Consider the following 20,688-nt stretch of genomic DNA (forward strand, 5'->3'; position numbering starts at 1 on the left):
ATGTCGCGGCCGCGCACAGCGACATTGCCCACCGCCATTCGGACGAGGCGACGCGTGCGCATCATCAGGCAATCTACGAGTATCTGGTGCCGGTCGTGAAGGGCTGGAGCACCGAGATGGTGAACGACGTCGCGAGCCTCGGCGTGCAGGTGCACGGCGGGATGGGCTTCATCGAGGAGACGGGCGCCGCGCAGTACTACCGTGACGCGCGGATCCTGGCGATCTACGAAGGCACGACGGCGATCCAGGCGAACGACCTGGTCGGCCGCAAGACGGTGCGCGACGGCGGTGCGGTCGCGAAGGCGCTGATCGGCGAGATCGGGCAGACGGTCGACGCGCTGGGCAAGCTCGACGGCGCAGCGGCGGCGTCGATGAAGGCGCAGCTCGAGCAGGGCGCGCGTGCGCTGTCGGCGGTGGTCGATTACGTGGTCGCGAACACGAAGCAGGACCCGAACGCGGTGTTCGCGGGCAGCGTGCCGTACCTGAAGCTGGCGGGCGTGGTGCTGTGCGGGTGGCAGATGGCGCGCGCGCTGGTGGCGGCACACGCGAACCGCGCGAGCGATCCGGCGTTCTATGATGCGAAGATCGCGATCGCGCAGTTCTACGCGGAACACATCCTCGTGCAGGCGGGCGGGCTCGAAGCGTCGATCGTCAGCGCGAAGGGCGGCGCGGGCGTGCTCGCGTTGACCGAAGACCAGTTCTGATCTGGAACTGCAGCAGGAGGAGACCCAGCTTTGACTAAAGATGATCTGATCGCGCAATACGGTCCGCGCGAATCGATGGAATACGACGTCGTGATCGTCGGCGGCGGCCCTGCCGGGCTGTCCGCGGCGATCCGGCTCAAGCAGCTCGCCGCCGAGAAAGGCGCCGAGATCGGCGTGTGCGTGCTCGAGAAGGGTTCCGAGATCGGCGCGCACATCCTGTCGGGCGCGGTGATGGACCCGCGCGCGATCACCGAGCTGTTCCCCGACTGGAAGGAGCAAGGCGCACCGCTGACCGTCGAGGTGACGGAAGACCGCTTCCTGTTCCTGTCCGAGAAGAGCGCGGTCACGACGCCGAACTGGGCGCTGCCCGACAACTTCAAGAACCACGGCAACTACGTCATTTCGCTGGGCAACGTCACGCGCTGGCTCGGCCAGCAGGCCGAGGCGCTCGGCGTCGAGATCTTCCCGGGCTTCCCGGCCGCCGAGATCCTGTACAACGACGACGGCTCGGTGAAGGGCGTCGCGACCGGCAACATGGGCGTCGGCAAGGACAGCGAGCCGACCGAGAACTTCCAGCTCGGCATGGAGCTGCACGCGAAGTACACGCTGTTCGCCGAAGGCTGCCGCGGCCACCTGGGCCGCCAGCTGATCTCGAAGTTCAAGCTGGACGCGAACGCCGATCCGCAGGCCTACGGGATCGGCATCAAGGAGCTGTGGGAAATCGACCCGGCCAAGCACAAGCCGGGCCTCGTGATCCACACCGCCGGCTGGCCGCTGAAGTCGGACACCTACGGCGGCTCGTTCCTGTACCACATGGACAACAACCAGGTCGTGGTCGGCTTCGTGGTCGGCCTTGGCTACACGAACCCGTACCTGTCGCCGTTCGAGGAATTCCAGCGCTACAAGACGCACCCGTCGATCCGCGCATTCCTCGAAGGCGGCAAACGCGTGTCGTACGGTGCGCGCGCGATCACCGCGGGCGGGCTGCTGTCGCTGCCGAAGACGGTGTTCCCGGGCGGCGCGCTGATCGGCGACGATGCGGGCTTCCTGAACGCGTCGCGCATCAAGGGCAGCCACGCGGCGATCAAGACCGGCATGCTGGCGGCGGACGCCGCGTTCGACGCGGTGCAGGCCGGCCGCCAGAGCGACGAGCTCAACGCGTACCCGGATGCGTTCAAGCAATCGTGGCTGCACACGGAGTTGCACCGCGCGCGCAACTTCAAGCAGTGGATGGCGAAGGGGCTGTACCTCGGCACGCTGATGGTCGGGCTGGAGCAGAAAGTGATGGGCGGCAACGTGCCGTGGACGCTGCATCACAAGCACGCGGACCACGAGATGCTGAAGCCGGCGTCGCAATGCCAGCCGATCGAGTATCCGAAGCCGGACGGCAAGCTGACGTTCGACCGGCTGTCGTCGGTGTTCATCTCGAACACGAACCACGAGGAGAACCAGCCGGCGCACCTGACACTGAAGGATGCGAACGTGCCGGTGAACGTGAACCTGCGCACGTACGCGGGGCCCGAAGGCCGGTTCTGCCCGGCGGCCGTCTATGAATTCGTGAAGAACGACGACGGCAGCGATCGCCTGGTGATCAACGCGCAGAACTGCGTGCACTGCAAGACCTGCGACATCAAGGACCCGACGCAGAACATCGTGTGGGTCACGCCGGAAGGCGGTGGCGGGCCGAATTACCCGAACATGTAATGCGGACGCGCACTGACGCGCGGACGAACAGGAGCGAGACGATGAGCAATGCAGCGAAAGAAGTCGTGGTGGTGAGCGGTGTCCGTACCGCAATTGGCGATTTCGGCGGAAGCCTGAAGGATTTCGCGCCGACCGAACTGGGTGCGAAGGTCGTGCGCGAAGTGCTGGCGCGTGCGAACGTGCCCGGCGAAGCGGTCGGCCATGTCGTGTTCGGCCACGTTGTGAACACCGAACCGAAGGACATGTATCTGTCGCGCGTCGCGGCGATCGACGGCGGCGTCGCGCAGCACACGCCCGCGCTGAACGTGAACCGGCTGTGCGGCTCGGGCCTGCAGGCGATCGTGTCGGCCGCGCAGACGATCCTGCTCGGCGACGCCGACGTCGCGATCGGCGGCGGCGCGGAGAACATGAGCCGCGCGCCGTACACGGTGCCGGCCGCGCGCTTCGGCCAGCGGATGGGTGACGGCAAGCTCGTCGACATGATGCTCGGCGCGCTGCACGACCCGTTCCAGACGATCCACATGGGCGTGACCGCCGAAAACGTCGCGCGCAAGTACGGCATCACGCGCGACGAACAGGACGCACTCGCGCTCGAATCGCATCGTCGCGCGGCGCGCGCGATCGCGGAAGGGCGCTTCAAGGACCAGATCCTGCCGATCGCGATCCGCACGCGCAAGGGCGAAGTGCAGTTCGATACCGACGAGCACGTGCGCAACGACGCGAGCGCTGACGATTTCACGAAGCTCAAGCCGGTGTTCGCGAAGGAAAACGGCACGGTGACGGCCGGCAATGCGTCGGGCATCAACGACGCAGCGGCAGCCGTGCTGATGATGAGCGCAGACGCGGCACGCGCGCAGGGCGTGAAGCCGCTCGCGCGGCTCGTGGCGTATGCGCACGCGGGCGTCGATCCGGCGTACATGGGCATCGGCCCCGTGCCGGCCACACAGAAGGCGCTCGAGCGCGCGGGGCTGACGATCGCCGATCTCGACGTGATCGAGGCGAATGAAGCGTTTGCCGCGCAGGCGTGCGCGGTCACGAAGGAACTTGGTCTCGATCCGGCGAAGGTGAACCCGAACGGCTCGGGCATCTCGCTCGGCCACCCGATCGGCGCGACGGGCGCATTGATCACGGTCAAGGCGCTGTACGAGCTGAAGCGCATCGGCGGCCGCTACGCGCTCGTGACGATGTGTATCGGCGGCGGGCAGGGGATTGCGGCGATCTTCGAAAACCTTCAATAATCGACCGCTCAGCACCCGACCACAGGAATCGTCATGGCAATCGAAACCGTAGGCGTCGTAGGCGCCGGAACCATGGGCAACGGCATTGCGCAGACCGCCGCCGTTGCAGGACTCAACGTCGTGATGATCGACGTCAACGACGCGGCGCTCGCGAAGGGCGTCGCGACGCTGAAGGGCAGCCTCGACCGGCTCGTGTCGAAGGACAAGCTCGACGCTGCGACGCGCGACGCCGCGCTCGCGCGCATCGAGACGTCGACCGACTACGAGCGTCTCGCGACGGCCGACATCGTGATCGAAGCGGCGACCGAGAACGTCGAGCTGAAGGCACGCATCCTGAAGCAGATCGAAGCGGTCGTGCGCGCGGACGCGATCATCGCGACGAATACGTCGTCGATCTCGATCACCGCGCTCGCTGCGCCGCTCGCCGATCCGTCGCGCTTCGTCGGCATGCACTTCTTCAATCCGGTGCCGCTGATGCCGCTCGTCGAGATCATCCGCGGGCTGCAGACGAGCGACGCGGCGGCTACCGCGGTACGCGAGCTGACCGAGCGCTTCGGCAAGTCGCCGATCGGCGTGCGCAACTCGCCGGGCTTCGTCGTCAACCGCATCCTGGTGCCGATGATCAACGAGGCGTTCTTCCTGCTCGCCGAAGGCGTTGCGTCGGCCGAGGAGATTGACCAGGGGATGAAGCTGGGTGCGAACCATCCGATCGGGCCGCTCGCGCTCGCGGATCTGGTCGGGCTCGACGTGTGCGTCGCGGTGATGGACGTGTTCCTGAAGGACTTCGGGGATCCGAAGTACCGTGCGTGCCCGCTGCTGCGCGAGATGGTGTCGGCCGGGCGCCTTGGGCGCAAGACGGGCCGCGGCGTTTACGACTACAGCGCTTAACTTGCGGGAATGCGCGGGAACGCGGGCGCGTTCGGCGCGCCCGCGATTTCAGCGGAATGAGACGGCTGCCACTCGGCAGCCGTTTTTGCATTTCAGGTTCGTCACGAATATCGCTCGTCAGTTCTATGGCAGAGACGGCCTGCATTTGGAGCGTTCTCAAAAACAGAACACTCTCGACGAGTCGATGCTATTGGCGGGCAAATTTGGCGCGTGGACACTGAATTTGCGCGCCGGGATATGCGATCGGGATCTGCCGGGATCATATCCGTCGGGGGAGTAGATCAATTTCGACTGGACGCGCTCGGTCCGGAATCTTTTGAATATGGATTCCTCACTATAAAAACCTTCGCATTACACGTTTCGGTTGGAGAGAGGCAATGAATCTTTCGAAATCGGTTGCATTGATCGGCGGCGCCGTCCTTGCCTGCGCGTCCGGCGTCGCGAGCGCCCAGGAGGACACGGTGAAGCTCGGGTTTGCCGGCCCGCTGACTGGCCAGAATGCGAACCTCGGCAAGGATGTCGAACGTGGTGCGCGAATGGCCGTTGACGATCTGAACGCCAATCCGCCGGTGATCGGCGGCAGGAAGGTCAGGATCGAGCTTCAGGTGGAAGATGATGGCGGCGATCCGCGGCAGGCCACCCAGGTCGCGCAGCGGCTCGTCGACGCGAAGGTCAGGGGTGTGGTCGGGCACTTCAACTCCGGTGCGACGATTCCGGCTTCGAAGATCTACTTTGACGCGCATGTTCCGGAGATCTCGCAGTCGTCAACCAACCCGAAGTACACGCAGCAAGGCTTCGATACGGCCTTTCGGCTGGTCGCGAACGATGGCCAGCTCGGCTCGGTCCTGGGCAAGTACGCGGTGCAGAAATGGAACGCGAAATCCGTGGCGGTCATCGACGATCGGACAGCGTATGGACAAGGCATTGCCGACGAATTTCTGAAGGCGGCAACGGCCGCGGGCGCGAAACTGGTCTCACGGCAATACACGACCGACAAGGCAACCGATTTTCGTGGTGTGTTGACTGCGGTGAAAGGCGAAAATCCCGATATCGTCTTCTATGGCGGCATGGATGCGCAGGGCGGCCCGATGATCAAGCAGATGCAGCAGCTCGGCATGGCGTCGAAGTTCATGGGCGGCGACGGCATCTGTACCGGCGAGTTGCCGAACCTCGCCGGTGCGGCGCTCAACGGCCGGCAGGTCATATGTGCGGAAGCGGGCGGCATCACACAGGAGTATGAGCCGGGGATGGAGAACTTCAGGGCGCGCTTCAAGCAGAAATACGGTCAGGACGTGGTGATCTATGCGCCGTATGCGTACGACGCCATCATGATTCTGGTCGACGCGATGAAGCGCGCCGGTTCGTCCGATCCTGCGAAGTATCTGCCATATCTGAAGAAGACGGACTACAAGGGCGTGATCGGCGAGACGCGTTTCGATCCGAAGGGCGATCTGCAGAACGCAACGCTGACCCTGTATACGTTCAAGGACGGCAAGCGCGAAAGCCTCGGCGTTCAACACTGAGGACGGGGCGCGACGAGCATCGTGCTTGTCGCGCGCCGCCTCCTTTCATGCAATCAGTGCGCTTGCGTCCTCGCCTTCGCTATCAAGACAACGGCGAGGACGCATGTCTTTGAGCGTGTGCCTGATCGAAGCAGAAGCGGATCTCGCCCTTCGTGCCAGGCTCACGAACCGACGAACCGGATTGCGAAAGCGTCCGGCGTTCTGTCCTCAGCCGAACGTCTCGAACGCTACTACTGCACGAATTCGATGATCGTATTGCCTGCCGAATCAGGCGACACGGCAATGCCTTTCGACGTTCTTCCGAATTCGACCGCGTTCTCCGCCAGAACCTTCCCGGTGTGTTCGATATCCCGCACACGGAGCTGCAGCGCAATACCGTGAGGTTTATCGGTGTAGCTGATCGGCAGACCGACCGCGGCAAAGCGATCTTCAGCCTGCGCTGGCGTAAGCGCAACCACGCGCCCGCAGCCGGTATCGGCTTCGACGTGACCGTCTTTACGCGACGTACGGTCAGTACCGAAAAGTCTGGACCACCGTTCTTCGAGGAGACCGAGCTCAGGCGTCACGTACACCACCTCATCAACGGCAATCGCGCCATTCGCGTGGTTTTGCCAATCCTTCCGCCAGATGAACTCCGGGCGATGTTGCTGGCAGAGGAAGTTGGACGCGTCGCCCAGTTCCGTATCCATCACCATGCCGAGCGACACAACCGCTTCGTCCGGCTTGCCGTCCGGCGTCGTGATCTTGCGGCGAAACTCGACGCGTTGCTGAACCGGCAGCCCCGTTGCCTTGATCGCCGCAAAATCGGCATCGATATCCTTGCTGTGCAGCGCGAGCAGCCCGAGGCCTTCCGACCGGTCGAGGAATTCACCGAGCGTGCGGCCGTAGCAGAACCCGTTGACCTCGCCCGTGCCGAATTTCGACCGGTCGTCAATCCCGATCACCTCGATGAAGTTGTTCTCGAACATCATCAGCGTGAGAACCGAGCCCCACGGATGATAGGAAATCGGGCTCGGCGAAAAGCCGAGGCGCTTGTACTTTTCCACCGCCTGTGGGTGATTTCTCACCGAGACGACAGGGTGGTCGATGCCGAGGCGATGCTGGTTCGGAGGAAGCATCCACATACCTCTAGTTGTCTGACGGAGCAGCAATCGCAGCGTACGTGGCGGCGACCGGTTTGATGACCTTGGCCGGCACACCCGCGGCAACCATGTTCGCCGGAATCGATTGCCGTACGACGCTGCCGGCGGCGATGACCGCGTTCTCGCCGATTTCGATATTGCCGAGGATCAGCGCATGAGCGGCGAGCGTCGCGCCGCGCCGGACTTTCGGATGCCGGTCGCCCGATTCGCTGAACGTGCTGCCCAGCGTAACGCCGTGCCAGATGCTGACGTCGTCTTCGATCACGGCCGTCTCGCCGATCACGATGCCCATCGCGTGATCCACGAACAGGCCCTTGCCGATCCGCGCGGCCGGGTGGATGTCGACGTTGTAGATCCGGGCGCCCCAGTTCTGCAGCAGCACGGCGAACGTGCGCTCGCCATTGCCCCAGTACGCGTGCGCGATGCGATGGAGCTGGACGGCGAGGATGCCGCGGAAGGCCAGGAACGCGGACAGCGCATTCGGGCACGCGGGATTCGCACTTGCAATCTTGTGGATGTCCGCGGCCGCCTGTTCGCTGATCGCAGCCGACGCGATCGTCCGTTCGAACTCGGCCGAGAAGTCCGGAAGCGAACTGTCCATCGTCACGAGTTCGGATGCAAGCAACGTGGCCAACGCCTGACAAAGCGACTCGTGGCGGAGAACGGTTTTCCGGTAGTACGCGCGCATCGCCGGCCGGGCGGTTGCCTCCCGCTCGGCTTCGAGCAGGATCGTCCGCCAGACGGCGTCGTCATTGAACATGTCCAAAGTCGCTCTCCTTTAGCGCAAGTGTGGGCGTGTCAAAAACGATCGCAAATGCCGCGGATGCGCATCTTTGTTCTAAAAATCAGATCGCAGCGGCCTGCGGGATCGTCGTGTGCTGGTCGGCTCGGCTCGGCTCGGCGCGCATGCCGCCGGCGTGCCGCATTACCGGAACGCGCGCATTTGAGCGTTCATCAGCTGAAGCATCTTGTTCGACGCAACGGACAGCTTCCGCCCGACGCGCGTCACCAGATGCGCTTCGGCATTGGCCAGGATCGGATGATCGATCGGGATTGCAAACAGCTCACCGGCATCGATTTCGGTCGAAACGGCGAATGCGGGAAGGCAGACGATGCCCAGCCCGGATTTCACGAACTGCTTGAGGATCGTGATGGAGTTCGTCGTCACGACCGGATCGAAGCGGATTTTCTCGGCGAATTCGACCGCTTCCAGCATTTGCCGCGTGCCGTACGACGCGTGGGTCGCGGCAAGCGGATAGGACGCCAGCTCTGCGACCGTCATCGCTTTGCCCCGGCCTCGCAGCGGGAAATCCGGCCCGACGATGGCCATCATCGGCTGCAACTTCGACGCTCTCGACACGATCTTCGCATCGGGCGGCGGATTGTAGACGAGCCCGATTTCGCCTTCGTCCTCGGTGACCTTGCGCACCACTTCGTTGGTGCCCGCGAGATCGAGGTTGATATGGATTCCCGGATATTGCTTGCAGAAGGTCTGCATCGGGCCTGCGAGCATGTCCGACACGAAGCCTTCACCGAGGACGATATTGACGTGGCCGGTTCGCAGCCCCCTCAATTCCTGCAGCCGTGACAGCAGGTCGTCCTTGTGCGCCAACTGCTCGCGGAAGTACTCGATCACACACTGGCCGGCCTCGGTCGGCGTGACCCCTCGCGCGTGACGCTCGATCAGCACGGCGCCGAGTTCCCCTTCGAGCAGGCCGATCTGTCTGCTGACCGCGGACGGCGCGACGTTCAGCCAGTCGGCGGCGGCACGGATGGTGCCGCACCGCACGGCCTCGAAGAAGTACACGATCCTGCTGTCCGTCAGATTCTCGACCATATGTCCCCGTTCTAATTTTTGGAACACTTTTGATATTGGAGTGGATTGATTATAGGTCTCCAAAAGTCCAGTATGGAACCCCGAACAGTCACGGCGCGAGGCACTTCCCGGTGCGCGGGCTGCAAAACCAAATACGGAGCACAGCATATGAAGACGGTGGGTGTGATCGGTCTGGGCAACATGGGACGCGGCATGGCGTTGTCGCTCAAGCGTGGCGGGTACGACGTCCTCGGGTTCGATGCGTCACCGGGCGTGGTCGGTGCGCTGCAAGCCGAAGGCGTGAACGCATGCGAATCGATCGCCCACATCACGCGCCGCTCGGATGTCCTCATTCTGTCGCTGCCGACCTCCGACATCGTCGAAAAGGTCGTGCTGGGCGAAGGTGGCGTTGCCGCGAATGCACGGCCGGGCCTGATCGTCGTCGACACCACGACGGCCGATCCGGCCAGCACGCGGAAAGTGGCCGCAGCGCTCGCTGAGATGAAAGTCGGGCTGGTCGATGGCCCCGTCAGCGGCGGTCCTAAAGGCGCGGCGACCGCGACGATGACGATGGTGCTCGGCGGCTCGGATGCCGATGTCGCTGCGGTCGAACCGGTGCTTGCGGTGATGAGCGCGAAGCGCGTGCATGTCGGCCCCGTTGGCGCGGGGCATGTGACGAAGATCATCAACAACCTGCTGACCGGTGTGCATCTGCTCGCGACCAGCGAAGCCGTGCGCGCGGCCGAGGCCGCGGGCGTGAACCCGGAGAAGCTCGTCGACGCACTGAACGGCGGCTCGGGCCGCAACAGCGCGACGCTGACGAACTATCCGACATGGATCTTCAACGGCAAGTTCGACTCGGGGTTCACGATGAAGCTGATGCGCAAGGACGTGCGCCTCGCGATGGACCTGCTGCGCAACCTCGGCGTTGGCGCGCCGATGGCGGCCGAAGCCGGACGCCTGTGGGCCGCGAGCGTCGAATCGATCGGCGATCAGGAAGACTTCAACCGGATCGTGCAATTTACCGAGAAGCACTGACTGAATACAGGAGCATGGAAATGGACAACCAGGCAGCACACGAGCTTCTGGCAGCTTTCGCGCATTTTTTCCCGAATGCACGGACCATCGGTTCGTACGTCGGTGGCCAGCTGGTTGAAGGCGCCGGCGAACCGGTTCAGCTGTACGATGCGGCGACCGGCAAGCCGAGCCTCGCGTACAACGATGGCGGCGCGGCCGTCGTCGAGCTGGCCGCCCAGGCCGCCGCCATCGCGCAGAAGCAGTGGTGGTCGCTGACGCACGCGGCGCGCGGCCGCGTGATGTTCGACATCGCCCGCGAGTTGCGCAAGGAGGCCGAGCCCATTGCGCGCCTCGAATCGCTTGGCTCCGGCAAGCCGATTCGCGATTGCCGCGGCGAGGTGGCGAAGGTCGCCGAGATGTTCGAATACTACGGCGGCTGGGCCGACAAGTTCTACGGCGATGTCATTCCCGTGCCGACCTCGCATCTGAACTACACGCGTCGCGAGCCTGCGGGCACGGTCTTGCAGATCACGCCGTGGAATGCGCCGGTGTTCACCTGCGGATGGCAGGTCGCGCCGGCCATCGCGATGGGCAACGCGGTGTTGCTCAAACCGTCCGAGCTGACGCCGTTCACGTCGCTGGTCGTGGGCTTCATCGCCGAGCGAGCAGGCGCGCCGAAAGGCCTGATCAACGTGCTGTCGGGCTACGGGCATACCGTTGCGCAAGCGGCCATCGCGCATAAGGTCGTCAAGAAGGTGGTGTTCGTCGGCTCGCCGGCCACCGGTGCGAGGATCGCGGAATCGGCCGCGAAGCGTGTGCTGCCGTGTGTGCTCGAACTGGGCGGCAAGTCCGCGAACATCGTGTTCGGCGACTCGGACCTGAAGCGCGCGGCACTGACGGCGCAGGCGGCGATTTTTGCGGGCGCGGGTCAAAGCTGCGTCGCCGGTTCGCGTTTGCTCGTCCAGCGTTCGATCTATGAGGAGTTCGTGTCGATGGTCGCGACCGGTGCGAAGAAGATCAAGGTCGGCAACCCGCTCGACGACAGCACCGAGGTCGGCCCCATCAACAACCGCAAGCAGTACGAGCATGTGATGTCGATGATCGCACGTGGCGTCGAAGCCGGGGCGACGCTCGCCGCGGGATCGACCGACGTGTCGGACGGCGGTTACTTCGTTTCCCCGACCGTTCTCGCCAACGTCACCAACGAAATGGACGTCGCGCGGACCGAAATTTTCGGCCCGGTCGTGGCGGCCATTCCGTTCGATACGGAAGACGAAGCGATTGCGATCGCCAACGATACCGAGTTCGGTCTCGCCGGCGCCGTGTGGACGACCGATGTCGGCCGTGCGCACCGGGTGGCGGCGCAGGTGAACGCCGGTACGTTCTGGGTGAACGGATACAAGACGATCAGCGTCGCGTCTCCGTTCGGCGGGTACGGCCAGAGCGGCTATGGACGATCCAGTGGCGTCGAGGCGCTGTACGAGTACACGCAGACGAAGAGCGTATGGGTGGAAACGGCCAGCGAGCCGTCGACCGCATTCGGTTATCTGTAACGCGGAATCGGCTCCGTCCCGATCGGGCCGGAGACAGCGGGGAGGAAGGAGACATGGAAACGGTGTTCAATACGCGCGAACAACAGGGTACGGCGCAAATCGCGGTCAAGCTGTTCATTTACGCGGCGGTGATCGTGGTCATCGCCGAAGCGATCGGTTCGTTTGCGTTCAGGATCGGTCCCGGCAAGGTCGTTCTGTTGCCGATGATCTGGGCGCTGTTGATGGGAGCCGCACTTGGCCTGCTGAGTCAACGCTCGAGAAGCGGCGTCGCCCTCGATGTTCCGACGCAATTCCGTGCAGCCGCGATCCTGCAACCGGCGCTTCTGCTTTTCATTGCCAAGCTCGGCCTGATGATCGGGAGTGCGCTTCCGAAGCTCGCTTCGGCGGGCTGGGCGCTTGTGTTTCAGGAGTTCGGCCATTTTGTCGGCACGATTCTGCTCGGCCTGCCGCTGGCGCTGGTGCTCGGCATCAAGCGCGAGGCCATCGGCGCGACATTTTCGGTCGGGCGCGAGCCCAGCCTGGCGATCATCGGCGAGAAATACGGGATGGATTCGGCCGAGGGGCGCGGGGTGCTCGCCGAGTATCTGACCGGTACGATCTTCGGCGCGGTGTTCATTGCGATTTTCGCGGGTTTCATCGCGAGCCTGAACATCTTCGATCCGCTCGCGCTTGCGATGGGATCGGGTGTCGGCTCCGGCAGCATGATGGCCGCGGCGTCGGGCGCGATCGCCGCGCAGCAGTCGCCGGAGGTCGCGAAGTCGGTCCTGACGTTCGCTGCGGCGAGCAACCTGATCACGACGACGGTCGGAACCTACTTCACGCTGTTCATTTCGTTGCCGATGGCGGTCTGGGGATATCGTCTGTTCGAACCGGTGATCGGTCGGACGACTCGCGCTTCCAGCACGTCCGACGCGTCGACGGATGCGCGCCCGAAGCTTGGCGACGTGGAAACCGAAGCGCCGACGCTGCACTACGGCGGCAAGGCATTGGCATGGGGCGTCACTGCCGTGCTGTCGCTGGTCTGCGACTGGATCGCGCATGGCACGACGCCGGCCGAAGGCTTGCCCGGCATGGCACTGATGATCGTGGCGGTGGTGGCCGGCGACGCGTTGTGTACGCTGACCCGTCGCAAGATTCCCGCCGTGTGCTGGGTATCGTTCATCGCGATGTTCTTGACGTCGCCGTGGTGCCCGCTTGGCGCGCATTTCGCCGAGCTGAGCGCGAAGAACGATTTTCTCGGTGTGACCACGCCGATGCTGACGTTTGCCGGACTGTCGATTGCGAAAGACGTTCCCGCGTTCCGCCGCCTTGGCTGGCGCATCGTGCTCGTGTCGTTCGTCGCAAACGCCGGGACGTTCCTGGGCGCGACGCTGGTGGCGCAGCTCTTTCATATCTGACACGTCGTGCAGGATGCCTGACCCGAGTTCAGTTGACGCTGAATAAATTCAGCCGATAATCGACGGAAAACAATAAATAAAACTGCGGTGAGTTGATTAGTATCGGCGGTTGAACCGGAAGCTGCGGCACCACGCACAGCGCCGGCGCAGCGTGAATGTGCTTCTGGGCGCGAGGAGAAACAGCATGCGAGTCGTTGTGTTGGGAAGCGGCGTCGTTGGCGTGACTTGTGCCTACTATCTGGCACGCGCGGGTCACGAGGTGACCGTGATCGATCGCGAAACCGGTCCAGCGCTCGAAACCAGCTTTGCAAACGCGGGCCAGATTTCTCCCGGCTACGCTGCGCCATGGGCTGCACCCGGCGTGCCGCTCAAAGCGGTCAAATGGATGTTCCAGAAGCATGCGCCGCTTGCGATCCGGCCTGACGACGCGGACAAGCAGTTCCAGCTGCAGTGGATGTGGCAGATGCTGCAGAACTGCACGGCCGAACGCTACGCGGTGAACAAGGCCCGCATGGTGCGCCTCGCCGAGTACAGCCGCGACTGTTTGCAGGCGCTGCGCGCCGACACCGGGATCGAATACGAAGGCCGCACCGGCGGGACGCTGCAGTTGTTCCGCACGCAGCAGCAGCTCGAAGGCGCCGCGAAGGACATCGCGGTGCTGAAAGAAGCGAACGTCGCCTATGAGCTTTTGATGCCGGCGGATCTCGCGCGGGTCGAACCGGCGCTTGCCGCGACGTCGCACAAGCTGACCGGCGGGCTGCGCCTGCCGGGAGACGAAACCGGCGACTGCCAGCTGTTCACGACCCGTCTTGCCGCGCTGGCGGAACAGCTCGGCGTGACGTTCCGCTACAACACCGTGATCGATGGCCTGGTCGTCGAAGGCGGCCGTGTGATCGGCGCGCGGCATGGCGGCAAGCTCGTGCATGCCGATGCGTTCGTGGTTGCGTTCGGTTCGTACTCGACGAAATTCCTGGCGGATATCGTGAAGATTCCCGTGTACCCGCTCAAGGGCTACTCGATCACCGCGCCGATCGTGAACGAAGCGGCCGCGCCGGTGTCGACCGTGCTCGACGAGACGTACAAGATCGCGATCACGCGATTCGAGAAACGCATCCGTGTCGGCGGCATGGCCGAAATCGTCGGTTTCGACAAGAAGCTGCGCGAGGCCCGTCGCGAGACGCTCGAGATGTGCGTGAACGATCTGTTTCCCGGTGGTGGTGACACGTCGAAAGCGACGTTCTGGACGGGCCTGCGCCCGATGACGCCGGACGGCACGCCGATCGTCGGCCGGACAGCGATGCCGAACCTGTTCCTCAACACGGGCCACGGCACGCTCGGCTGGACGATGTCGTGCGGCTCGGGGCAACTGCTCGCCGATCTCGTGTCCGGCAAGCGGCCGGCCATCCAGCACGACGATCTCGATGTGTTCCGCTACGCGGACGAGCCTGCAGCGCCGGCCGACTTCGAACTCAGTTGAAGCCGTGCTCGACGGGCACCGCGTATGACGTCGACGAAGCGCTCGGCCGGCCCGCGCGCGATTTTACGGACCATGCGCGCGCGGCTGCCGCGGCCTGCGCGTGGGGAGGCTGAGCGATGCGACCACTCGTCATGGCGATCCTGCTGTGGTTTTCCGCAATCGGTTGCGGTGTGCTGGCCGGCGTCTACTTCGCGTTCTCGGCGTTCGTGATGACGTCGCTCGGCCGCATCGCACCGGCTGCCGGCGTCGCCGCAATGAACGCGATCAACGTCGATATCGTCCGGTCGCTGTTCATGCCGGCGTTCCTCGGCACGACGCTGACGTCGCTCGCGCTCGCGATCCTCGTGCTGTTTCATCGCGATGAACCGGGCGTGGTCTGGATCGTCGCGGCAGGCGCGATCTACGTGCTCGGCATGTTCGTCGTCACGATGATCTTCAACGTGCCGCTCAACGATGCGCTCGCTACGACCGATCCGGCGACGGCCGACGGGACGGCGTTCTGGACGCGCTACCTGCGCGACTGGACCGCCTGGAACCATGTGAGGACCGTGGCGTCTGCGTTGGCCTGTGTTTTCTTTGTCGTGGCGATTGCGGCGAGGTAGCGCCGCACGACACATCAATCATCGCCGCGCATCGGTCCATCGACGTCTTCGCCATCCTCACCAGACCCGCGGCGAAGCCCCGCCCGATCCGCGCGAAACCCGCCGGGCGACTCTCCCGTCCATTTCCGGAATGCGCGATGAAACGCGCTTGGTTCCGAGAAGCCCAGGTCGCCCGCAATATCGGCCACGCTGCGCGTGCCTTCGCGCAGCAGCGACTGGGCCATCACGCTGCGCAGTTCGTCCTTGATCGCGGCGAAGCTTTGTCCTTCGCTGCGCAGGCGCCGCCGCAGCGTCGCCGGCGGCATGTCGAGCTGAGCGGCCAGCGTGTCGAAGCACGGCCAGTCCGCCGCCGGCATCGCTTTCAGGTGCGTGCGGATTTTCGCGACCCAGCCCGTGTCGTGCCGATAACGCACGAGGATGTTCGCGGGCGCGCCACGCAGGAAGGTCTTCAGCGCCTGCTCGGAGCGGATCGTCGGCAGGCTCAGATACGCGGCGTCGAACGTCAGCCGGCTGTCGGGCTGGCCGAAATGCACAGGCGCGCCGAAGAACTGGCTGTAATCGGCGCGATGCTCGGGGCTCGGGCACGAGAAATCGATGCGCCGCAGCGGAATGCGCCGCCCGACGAGCCAGCACGCGAGCCCGAGCAGGACCAGCCAGAAGGTCCGGTACGCAAACGCGGGGCGCGGCTCCCCGACGTCGGCGAGCACGATCCGCGCGTCGCCGCCCGCCATCTGCAGCCGGCCGTGCGGATGGTCGAGCACCACGCGCAGAAACCTCAGCGAGCGCCGCAGCGCCTGCTCGAGCGTGTTCGTGTGCAGCACCGCATGGCAGAGCAGTGCAAAGCTGCCGACCCGCATCGGGCGGGCGGCCAAGCCGAAGAACTCGTCGTCGAGCGCGTCCGCCATCGCGAGCCACAGCCGCCCGTATTGCTGCGCCGTGACCGGCGCGTCGACCTCGGCCGGCAGGCCGGCCGCGCGCAGGATCGGCGCGACGTCGACGCCCTGCCGGCGCAGGCTCGCCAGCGCATCTTCGACAAACGCCGGCGCAATCATCTGCCGCTCCACCGCAGCTCCTCCCGACATGGTATTTCCGATCAAGATCCTAGACCTGATTTGTCATTGTTTGCAATGTCGGTGATTACTACCATCAGGTACGGATCTGCCGTGCCATCCAACGAGGCGGCAGCCATACAACGGGAGGAGACACCCATGTCAGACCAATCCGTCGCCCCAGCGACGCCCGCTTACGCCGACGCGGTGGCCCGATTCAGCATCGAGGCGGCCGCCGCACAACTGCACGGCGACCTCGCGCACGGGCTGAACGCGTGCGTCGAATGCTGCGACCGGCACGTGGCGGCCGGCGGGACGGCGCTCGACTGGATCGACGCGAGCGGCCGGCACCACAGCTTCAGCTTTGCGCAGATGCAGGCGCTGTCCGCGCGGGTCGCGCATCTCCTCGTCGCGCAAGGCGTGCGGCCCGGCGACGTGGTCGCCGGCCTGTTGCCGCGCACGCCCGAACTGCTCGCGACGGTGCTCGGCACCTGGCGCGCGGGCGCGGTCTACCAGCCGCTGTTTACCGCGTTCGGGCCGAAGGCGATCGAGCACCGGCTGCGGATGAGCGAAGCGAAGCTCGTCGTGACCAACGTCGCGAACCGCGCCAAGCTCGACGACGTCGCGGATTGCCCGCCGGTGGCGACCGTGCGCGAACCGGGCGCGTCGCTGCCGGACGGCGACATCGATTTCCTCGCCGCGCTCGACGCGCAGCCCGACACCTTCGACCCGGTGCTGCGCACGGGGACGGACCTGCTGATGATGATGTCGACGTCCGGCACGACCGGGCTGCCGAAAGGCGTGCCCGTGCCGTTGCACGCGCTGCTCGCGTTCGGCGCGTACATGCGCGACGCGGTGGACCTGCGTCCGGACGACCGCTTCTGGAACATCGCCGATCCGGGCTGGGCGTACGGCCTCTATTACGCGATCACCGGCCCGCTGCTGCTCGGCCATGCGACGACGCTGTGCGAGAGCAGCTTCACGGTCGATGGCGTCTACGACGTGATCGAGCGGCTCGGCATTACGAGTCTCGCGGGTTCGCCGACTGCCTACCGGCTGCTGATGGCGGCCGGCTCCGGGCCGGCCAGCCGCATCAAGGGCCAACTGCGCGTCGTGAGCAGCGCGGGCGAGCCGCTGAATCCGGAAGTGATCCGCTGGTTCGAGGCCGAGCTCGGCGCGCCGATCCACGATCACTACGGGCAAACCGAGCTCGGCATGGTCGTGAACAACCATCACGGGCTCGCGCATCCGGTTCATCCGGGCTCGGCCGGCCTCGCGATGCCCGGTTATCGGGTCGCGGTGCTCGACGACGCGGGCCGCGAACTCGCGCCGAACCAGCCGGGCGTGCTCGCGATCGACCTCGCGCGCTCGCCGCTGTTGTGGTTCAGCGGCTACTGGCGCCAGGAAACGCCCGCGATCGCCGGCGGCTATTACCGCACCGGCGACAGCGTCGAGCTCGAGCCGGACGGCAGCATCAGCTTCATCGGCCGCGCCGACGACGTGATCACGTCGGCCGGCTACCGGATCGGTCCGTTCGACGTCGAAAGCGCGCTCATCGAGCATCCGGCCGTGATGGAGGCTGCCGTGATCGGCGTGCCCGATCCGGAGCGGACGGAGATCGTCAAGGCGTACGTCGTGCTGTCGGCGGGCCATGCGCCGTCGCCGGCGCTCGCCGACGAACTGAGCCTGCACGTGAAGAAACGCCTGTCCGCGCATGCGTATCCGCGCGCGGTCGAATTCGTCGATGCGCTGCCGAAGACGCCGAGCGGCAAGATCCAGCGCTTCGTGCTGCGCAAGATGGCAGTCGAAGCCAGTACCCCTTCCTGAACGGAGCAACACAAATGAACATCGATAACCGGGTATTTGTCGTCACGGGGGCGGGCTCGGGCCTCGGCGCCGCGGTGGCGCGCATGGTCGTCGCGCAGGGCGGCCGCGCGATGCTGCTCGACATCAACGCGGATGCCGTCGCCGGCGTCGCGCGCGAACTCGGCGCGGCGGCGCGCAGTGCGGCGGCCGACGTGACGAGCGAGGCGGACGGACAGGCCGCGATCGCGGCCACGCTCGACGCATTCGGGCGGATCGACGGCCTCGTGAACTGCGCGGGCGTCGCGCCGGGCGAGAAGGTCGTCGGACGCGACGGCCCGCACCGGCTCGACAGCTTCGCGCGCGCAGTGTCCATCAACCTCGTCGGTACGTTCAACATGATGCGGCTCGCGGCTGACGCAATGTCGAAGCAGGACGCCGACGCGAACGGCGAGCGCGGCGTGATCGTCAACACCGCGTCGGTCGCGGCGTTCGACGGGCAGATCGGCCAGGCCGCGTATGCGGCGTCGAAGGCCGGCGTGGTCGGGATGACGCTGCCGGTCGCGCGCGAGCTCGCGCGCTTCGGCATCCGTGTCGTGACGATCGCGCCGGGCATCTTCGAGACGCCGATGCTGACCGGGATGCCGCAGGAAGTGCAGGACTCGCTGGGCAAGAGCGTGCCGTTCCCGTCGCGTCTCGGGCGGCCCGACGAATTCGCGGCGCTGGTGCGCCATATCGCCGAAAACCCGATGCTGAACGGCGAGGTGATTCGGCTCGATGGCGCGTTGCGCATGGCGCCGCGCTGATACTGAAGGAGAGGGAACCATGACGACACAGGATCCGATCGTTATCGTCGGTGCGGCACGCACCCCGATGGGCGGTTTTCAGGGCGAGCTGGCCGCGGCCGGCGCGAGCGACCTCGGCGCGGTGGCGATTCGCGCCGCGCTCGAGCGTGCGGGCCTGCCGGCCGAACAGATCGACGAGATCGTGTTCGGCTGCGTGCTGCCTGCCGGGCAAGGGCAGGCGCCGGCGCGGCAGGCGGCGCTGAAGGCGGGGCTGCCGCTGGCGGCGGGCGCGACCACGGTCAACAAGATGTGCGGCTCCGGGATGAAGGCCGCGATGTTCGCCCACGACCTGCTGGTCGCGGGCAGTGCGAGCGCGATGGTCGCGGGCGGGATGGAGAGCATGAGCAATGCGCCGTACCTGCTGCCGAAGGCGCGCGGCGGCTATCGGATGGGGCACGGGCAGGTGCTCGACCACATGTTCCTCGACGGCCTCGAGGATGCGTACGACAAGGGCCGCCTGATGGGCACCTTCGCCGAGGATTGTGCGGAATCCTACGGTTTCACGCGCGAAGCGCAGGATGCATTCGCGATCGCGTCGCTCACGCGCGCGCAGAAGGCGATCGCGGCAGGCCACTTCGCTGCCGAAGTCGCGCCGGTGCGCGTGAGCGCGGGCAAGACGGAAACCGTGGTGAGCATCGACGAACAGCCGGGCAAGGCGAAGCTCGACAAGATCCCGACGCTGAAGCCGGCGTTCCGCGCGGGCGGCACGGTGACGGCCGCGAACTCGTCGTCGATCTCGGACGGCGCCGCGGCGCTCGTGATGATGCCCCGCTCGGAAGCGGAGCGGCGCGGCCTCACGCCGAAGGCCGTGATCGTCGGGCATGCGACGTACGCGGACAAGCCGAGCCTGTTCCCGACGGCGCCGGTCGGCGCGCTGCGCAAGCTGTCGGAGAAGACCGGCTGGCAGCTGCGCGACGTCGACCTGTTCGAAATCAACGAGGCATTCGCGGTGGTCGCGATGGCGGCGATGCGCGATCTCGACCTGTCGCACGACAAGGTCAACGTGCATGGCGGCGCATGCGCGCTCGGTCACCCGATCGGCGCGTCGGGCGCACGTGTGATGGTCACGTTGCTCGCGGCGCTCGAGACGTATGGCCTCTCGCGCGGCGTGGCGTCGCTGTGCATCGGCGGCGGCGAGGCGACGGCGATCGCGATCGAACGGATCGTCTGACGAAGTCGCGCGGATCCGGTGACGTCCGGGTCCGCGATGAGATCAAAGGCGGCGCGCTCGCATCTGACGGGCTCGCTGCACCTGCACGATCCGCCCGAGCGCGGATCATTCGTGAGCATTCGGCCGACTGCTCAATCGTTCCTCGAGATAGCTTCCCAGCGCCCGCTGCATTTCCCGACGCAGCGATGCGCGTTCGCGCGCGTCGACCAGCCGGATGCCCTGAGCCGCGGCACGAATCATCAGCGACGCGGTGATCGACACCCTCGACAGTTCGCGTTCCTTCATCGAACGCGCATACGACGCCATCATGCCGCCGAGAACCGCGGACAAGCGATCGAGCGCATATTGATGCGGCATCAGCGCGGGCACGTCGGACAAAATCGCCCATACCGGACGCTGTGCCACAAAGTCGAGAATGATCGAAATCAAACGATGCGCAAATTCTTTTGGCGTATCCGGTAAATCTTTTTCGAATTCATCGAGCTGCCCGGACAACTCGTCCATATACCGGAGCAGCAACGCCAGGCCGATGTTCTCCTTGCTCGGAAAGAACTGATAGAGCGAGCCGACGGACGCGCCGGCCCGGTTCGCGATGCCGCTCATCGTCGTCCCGTCGTATCCGTCCGTTTCGAAGAAATATTCGGCTGATTGCAGAAGGTCGGCCACGCGACGTTCGCCGCGCTCTTGCGTCGGGGATTTCGACGCTCTTGACAAAATGTGACGCTCATTCATATGATGATTTTAAAATATGAGGCATAT

Annotated in this window: 18 protein-coding genes; 13 read left to right on the top strand and 5 right to left on the bottom strand. The window is 65.2% G+C overall.

Annotated features, from left to right (window positions below; genetic code table 11):
• The 5 genes from DID96_RS23820 to DID96_RS23840 all read left to right on the top strand — a co-directional run.
• Nucleotides 1-704: acyl-CoA dehydrogenase (locus tag DID96_RS23820; RefSeq protein WP_148094512.1), on the top strand; the 704-nt coding region annotated here is incomplete at its 5' end.
• A 30-nt stretch (nt 705-734) separates the two neighbouring features.
• Complete coding sequence (locus DID96_RS23825; protein WP_124601716.1) at nt 735-2,408, top strand: electron transfer flavoprotein-ubiquinone oxidoreductase; 1,674 nt, start codon at nt 735-737, stop codon at nt 2,406-2,408.
• A gap of 41 nt (nt 2,409-2,449) precedes the next feature.
• Nucleotides 2,450-3,646, top strand: coding sequence for a beta-ketothiolase BktB (gene bktB, locus DID96_RS23830; RefSeq protein WP_124601717.1), 1,197 nt, complete (start codon nt 2,450-2,452; stop codon nt 3,644-3,646).
• A gap of 33 nt (nt 3,647-3,679) precedes the next feature.
• Nucleotides 3,680-4,534, top strand: a complete 855-nt coding sequence (locus DID96_RS23835; RefSeq protein ID WP_124601718.1) for a 3-hydroxybutyryl-CoA dehydrogenase — start codon at nt 3,680-3,682, stop codon at nt 4,532-4,534.
• A 377-nt stretch (nt 4,535-4,911) separates the two neighbouring features.
• Complete coding sequence (locus DID96_RS23840) at nt 4,912-6,057, top strand: branched-chain amino acid ABC transporter substrate-binding protein (protein ID WP_124601719.1); 1,146 nt, start codon at nt 4,912-4,914, stop codon at nt 6,055-6,057.
• Between the two features lie 230 nt (nt 6,058-6,287).
• On the opposite strand, the gene DID96_RS23845 is transcribed toward DID96_RS23840, so the two are convergent.
• The 3 genes from DID96_RS23845 to DID96_RS23855 form a co-directional block, all read right to left on the bottom strand.
• Complete coding sequence (locus tag DID96_RS23845; RefSeq protein WP_124601720.1) at nt 6,288-7,175, bottom strand: VOC family protein; 888 nt, start codon at nt 7,173-7,175, stop codon at nt 6,288-6,290.
• A 10-nt stretch (nt 7,176-7,185) separates the two neighbouring features.
• Nucleotides 7,186-7,959, bottom strand: coding sequence for a serine O-acetyltransferase EpsC (gene epsC, locus DID96_RS23850; protein WP_124601787.1), 774 nt, complete (start codon nt 7,957-7,959; stop codon nt 7,186-7,188).
• Nucleotides 7,960-8,124: 165 nt separating this feature from the next.
• Entirely contained in the window at nt 8,125-9,036 is a 912-nt protein-coding gene (locus tag DID96_RS23855; RefSeq protein WP_124601788.1) for a LysR family transcriptional regulator, read from the bottom strand.
• Between the two features lie 147 nt (nt 9,037-9,183).
• Here DID96_RS23855 and DID96_RS23860 point away from each other — a divergent pair, with 147 nt between their 5' ends.
• The 5 genes from DID96_RS23860 to DID96_RS23880 all read left to right on the top strand — a co-directional run bounded on the left by DID96_RS23860 (nt 9,184) and on the right by DID96_RS23880 (nt 15,061).
• Nucleotides 9,184-10,053 carry an NAD(P)-dependent oxidoreductase gene (locus DID96_RS23860; RefSeq protein WP_124601721.1) on the top strand — a complete coding sequence of 290 codons (870 nt, stop codon included), beginning with the start codon at nt 9,184-9,186 and terminating at the stop codon, nt 10,051-10,053.
• A 20-nt stretch (nt 10,054-10,073) separates the two neighbouring features.
• Entirely contained in the window at nt 10,074-11,585 is a 1,512-nt protein-coding gene (locus DID96_RS23865) for an aldehyde dehydrogenase (protein ID WP_124601722.1), read from the top strand.
• Nucleotides 11,586-11,638: 53 nt separating this feature from the next.
• Nucleotides 11,639-12,982 (top strand): DUF3100 domain-containing protein, encoded by a 1,344-nt coding sequence (locus tag DID96_RS23870; RefSeq protein ID WP_124601723.1) that lies wholly within the window; start codon nt 11,639-11,641, stop codon nt 12,980-12,982.
• A gap of 184 nt (nt 12,983-13,166) precedes the next feature.
• Nucleotides 13,167-14,459 carry a D-amino acid dehydrogenase gene (locus DID96_RS23875; protein WP_124601724.1) on the top strand — a complete coding sequence of 431 codons (1,293 nt, stop codon included), beginning with the start codon at nt 13,167-13,169 and terminating at the stop codon, nt 14,457-14,459.
• A 116-nt stretch (nt 14,460-14,575) separates the two neighbouring features.
• The gene (locus tag DID96_RS23880; protein ID WP_124601725.1) at nt 14,576-15,061 is read left to right on the top strand and encodes a DUF1772 domain-containing protein; all 486 of its coding nucleotides are present in this window, start codon (nt 14,576-14,578) and stop codon (nt 15,059-15,061) included.
• A 14-nt stretch (nt 15,062-15,075) separates the two neighbouring features.
• Here DID96_RS23880 and DID96_RS23885 read toward each other — a convergent pair whose 3' ends face one another.
• A complete protein-coding gene (locus tag DID96_RS23885) occupies nt 15,076-16,143 on the bottom strand; it encodes an AraC family transcriptional regulator (protein WP_409333807.1) in 1,068 nt (355 codons plus the stop codon).
• A gap of 126 nt (nt 16,144-16,269) precedes the next feature.
• Here DID96_RS23885 and DID96_RS23890 point away from each other — a divergent pair, with 126 nt between their 5' ends.
• Genes DID96_RS23890 through DID96_RS23900 form a run of 3 tightly spaced genes read left to right on the top strand, consistent with a single transcriptional unit; the run spans nt 16,270 to nt 19,929 of the window.
• Nucleotides 16,270-17,937 carry an acyl-CoA synthetase gene (locus tag DID96_RS23890; RefSeq protein WP_124601726.1) on the top strand — a complete coding sequence of 556 codons (1,668 nt, stop codon included), beginning with the start codon at nt 16,270-16,272 and terminating at the stop codon, nt 17,935-17,937.
• A gap of 14 nt (nt 17,938-17,951) precedes the next feature.
• Nucleotides 17,952-18,719 carry a 3-hydroxyacyl-CoA dehydrogenase gene (locus DID96_RS23895; RefSeq protein WP_124601727.1) on the top strand — a complete coding sequence of 256 codons (768 nt, stop codon included), beginning with the start codon at nt 17,952-17,954 and terminating at the stop codon, nt 18,717-18,719.
• A gap of 19 nt (nt 18,720-18,738) precedes the next feature.
• Nucleotides 18,739-19,929 carry an acetyl-CoA C-acyltransferase gene (locus DID96_RS23900; RefSeq protein WP_124601728.1) on the top strand — a complete coding sequence of 397 codons (1,191 nt, stop codon included), beginning with the start codon at nt 18,739-18,741 and terminating at the stop codon, nt 19,927-19,929.
• A gap of 105 nt (nt 19,930-20,034) precedes the next feature.
• On the opposite strand, the gene DID96_RS23905 is transcribed toward DID96_RS23900, so the two are convergent.
• Nucleotides 20,035-20,595, bottom strand: a complete 561-nt coding sequence (locus DID96_RS23905) for a TetR/AcrR family transcriptional regulator (protein ID WP_185732343.1) — start codon at nt 20,593-20,595, stop codon at nt 20,035-20,037.
• Nucleotides 20,596-20,688 lie beyond the last annotated feature (93 nt).

This window comes from Burkholderia sp. Bp8963, from assembly GCF_003854275.1.
Lineage (GTDB): Bacteria > Pseudomonadota > Gammaproteobacteria > Burkholderiales > Burkholderiaceae > Burkholderia.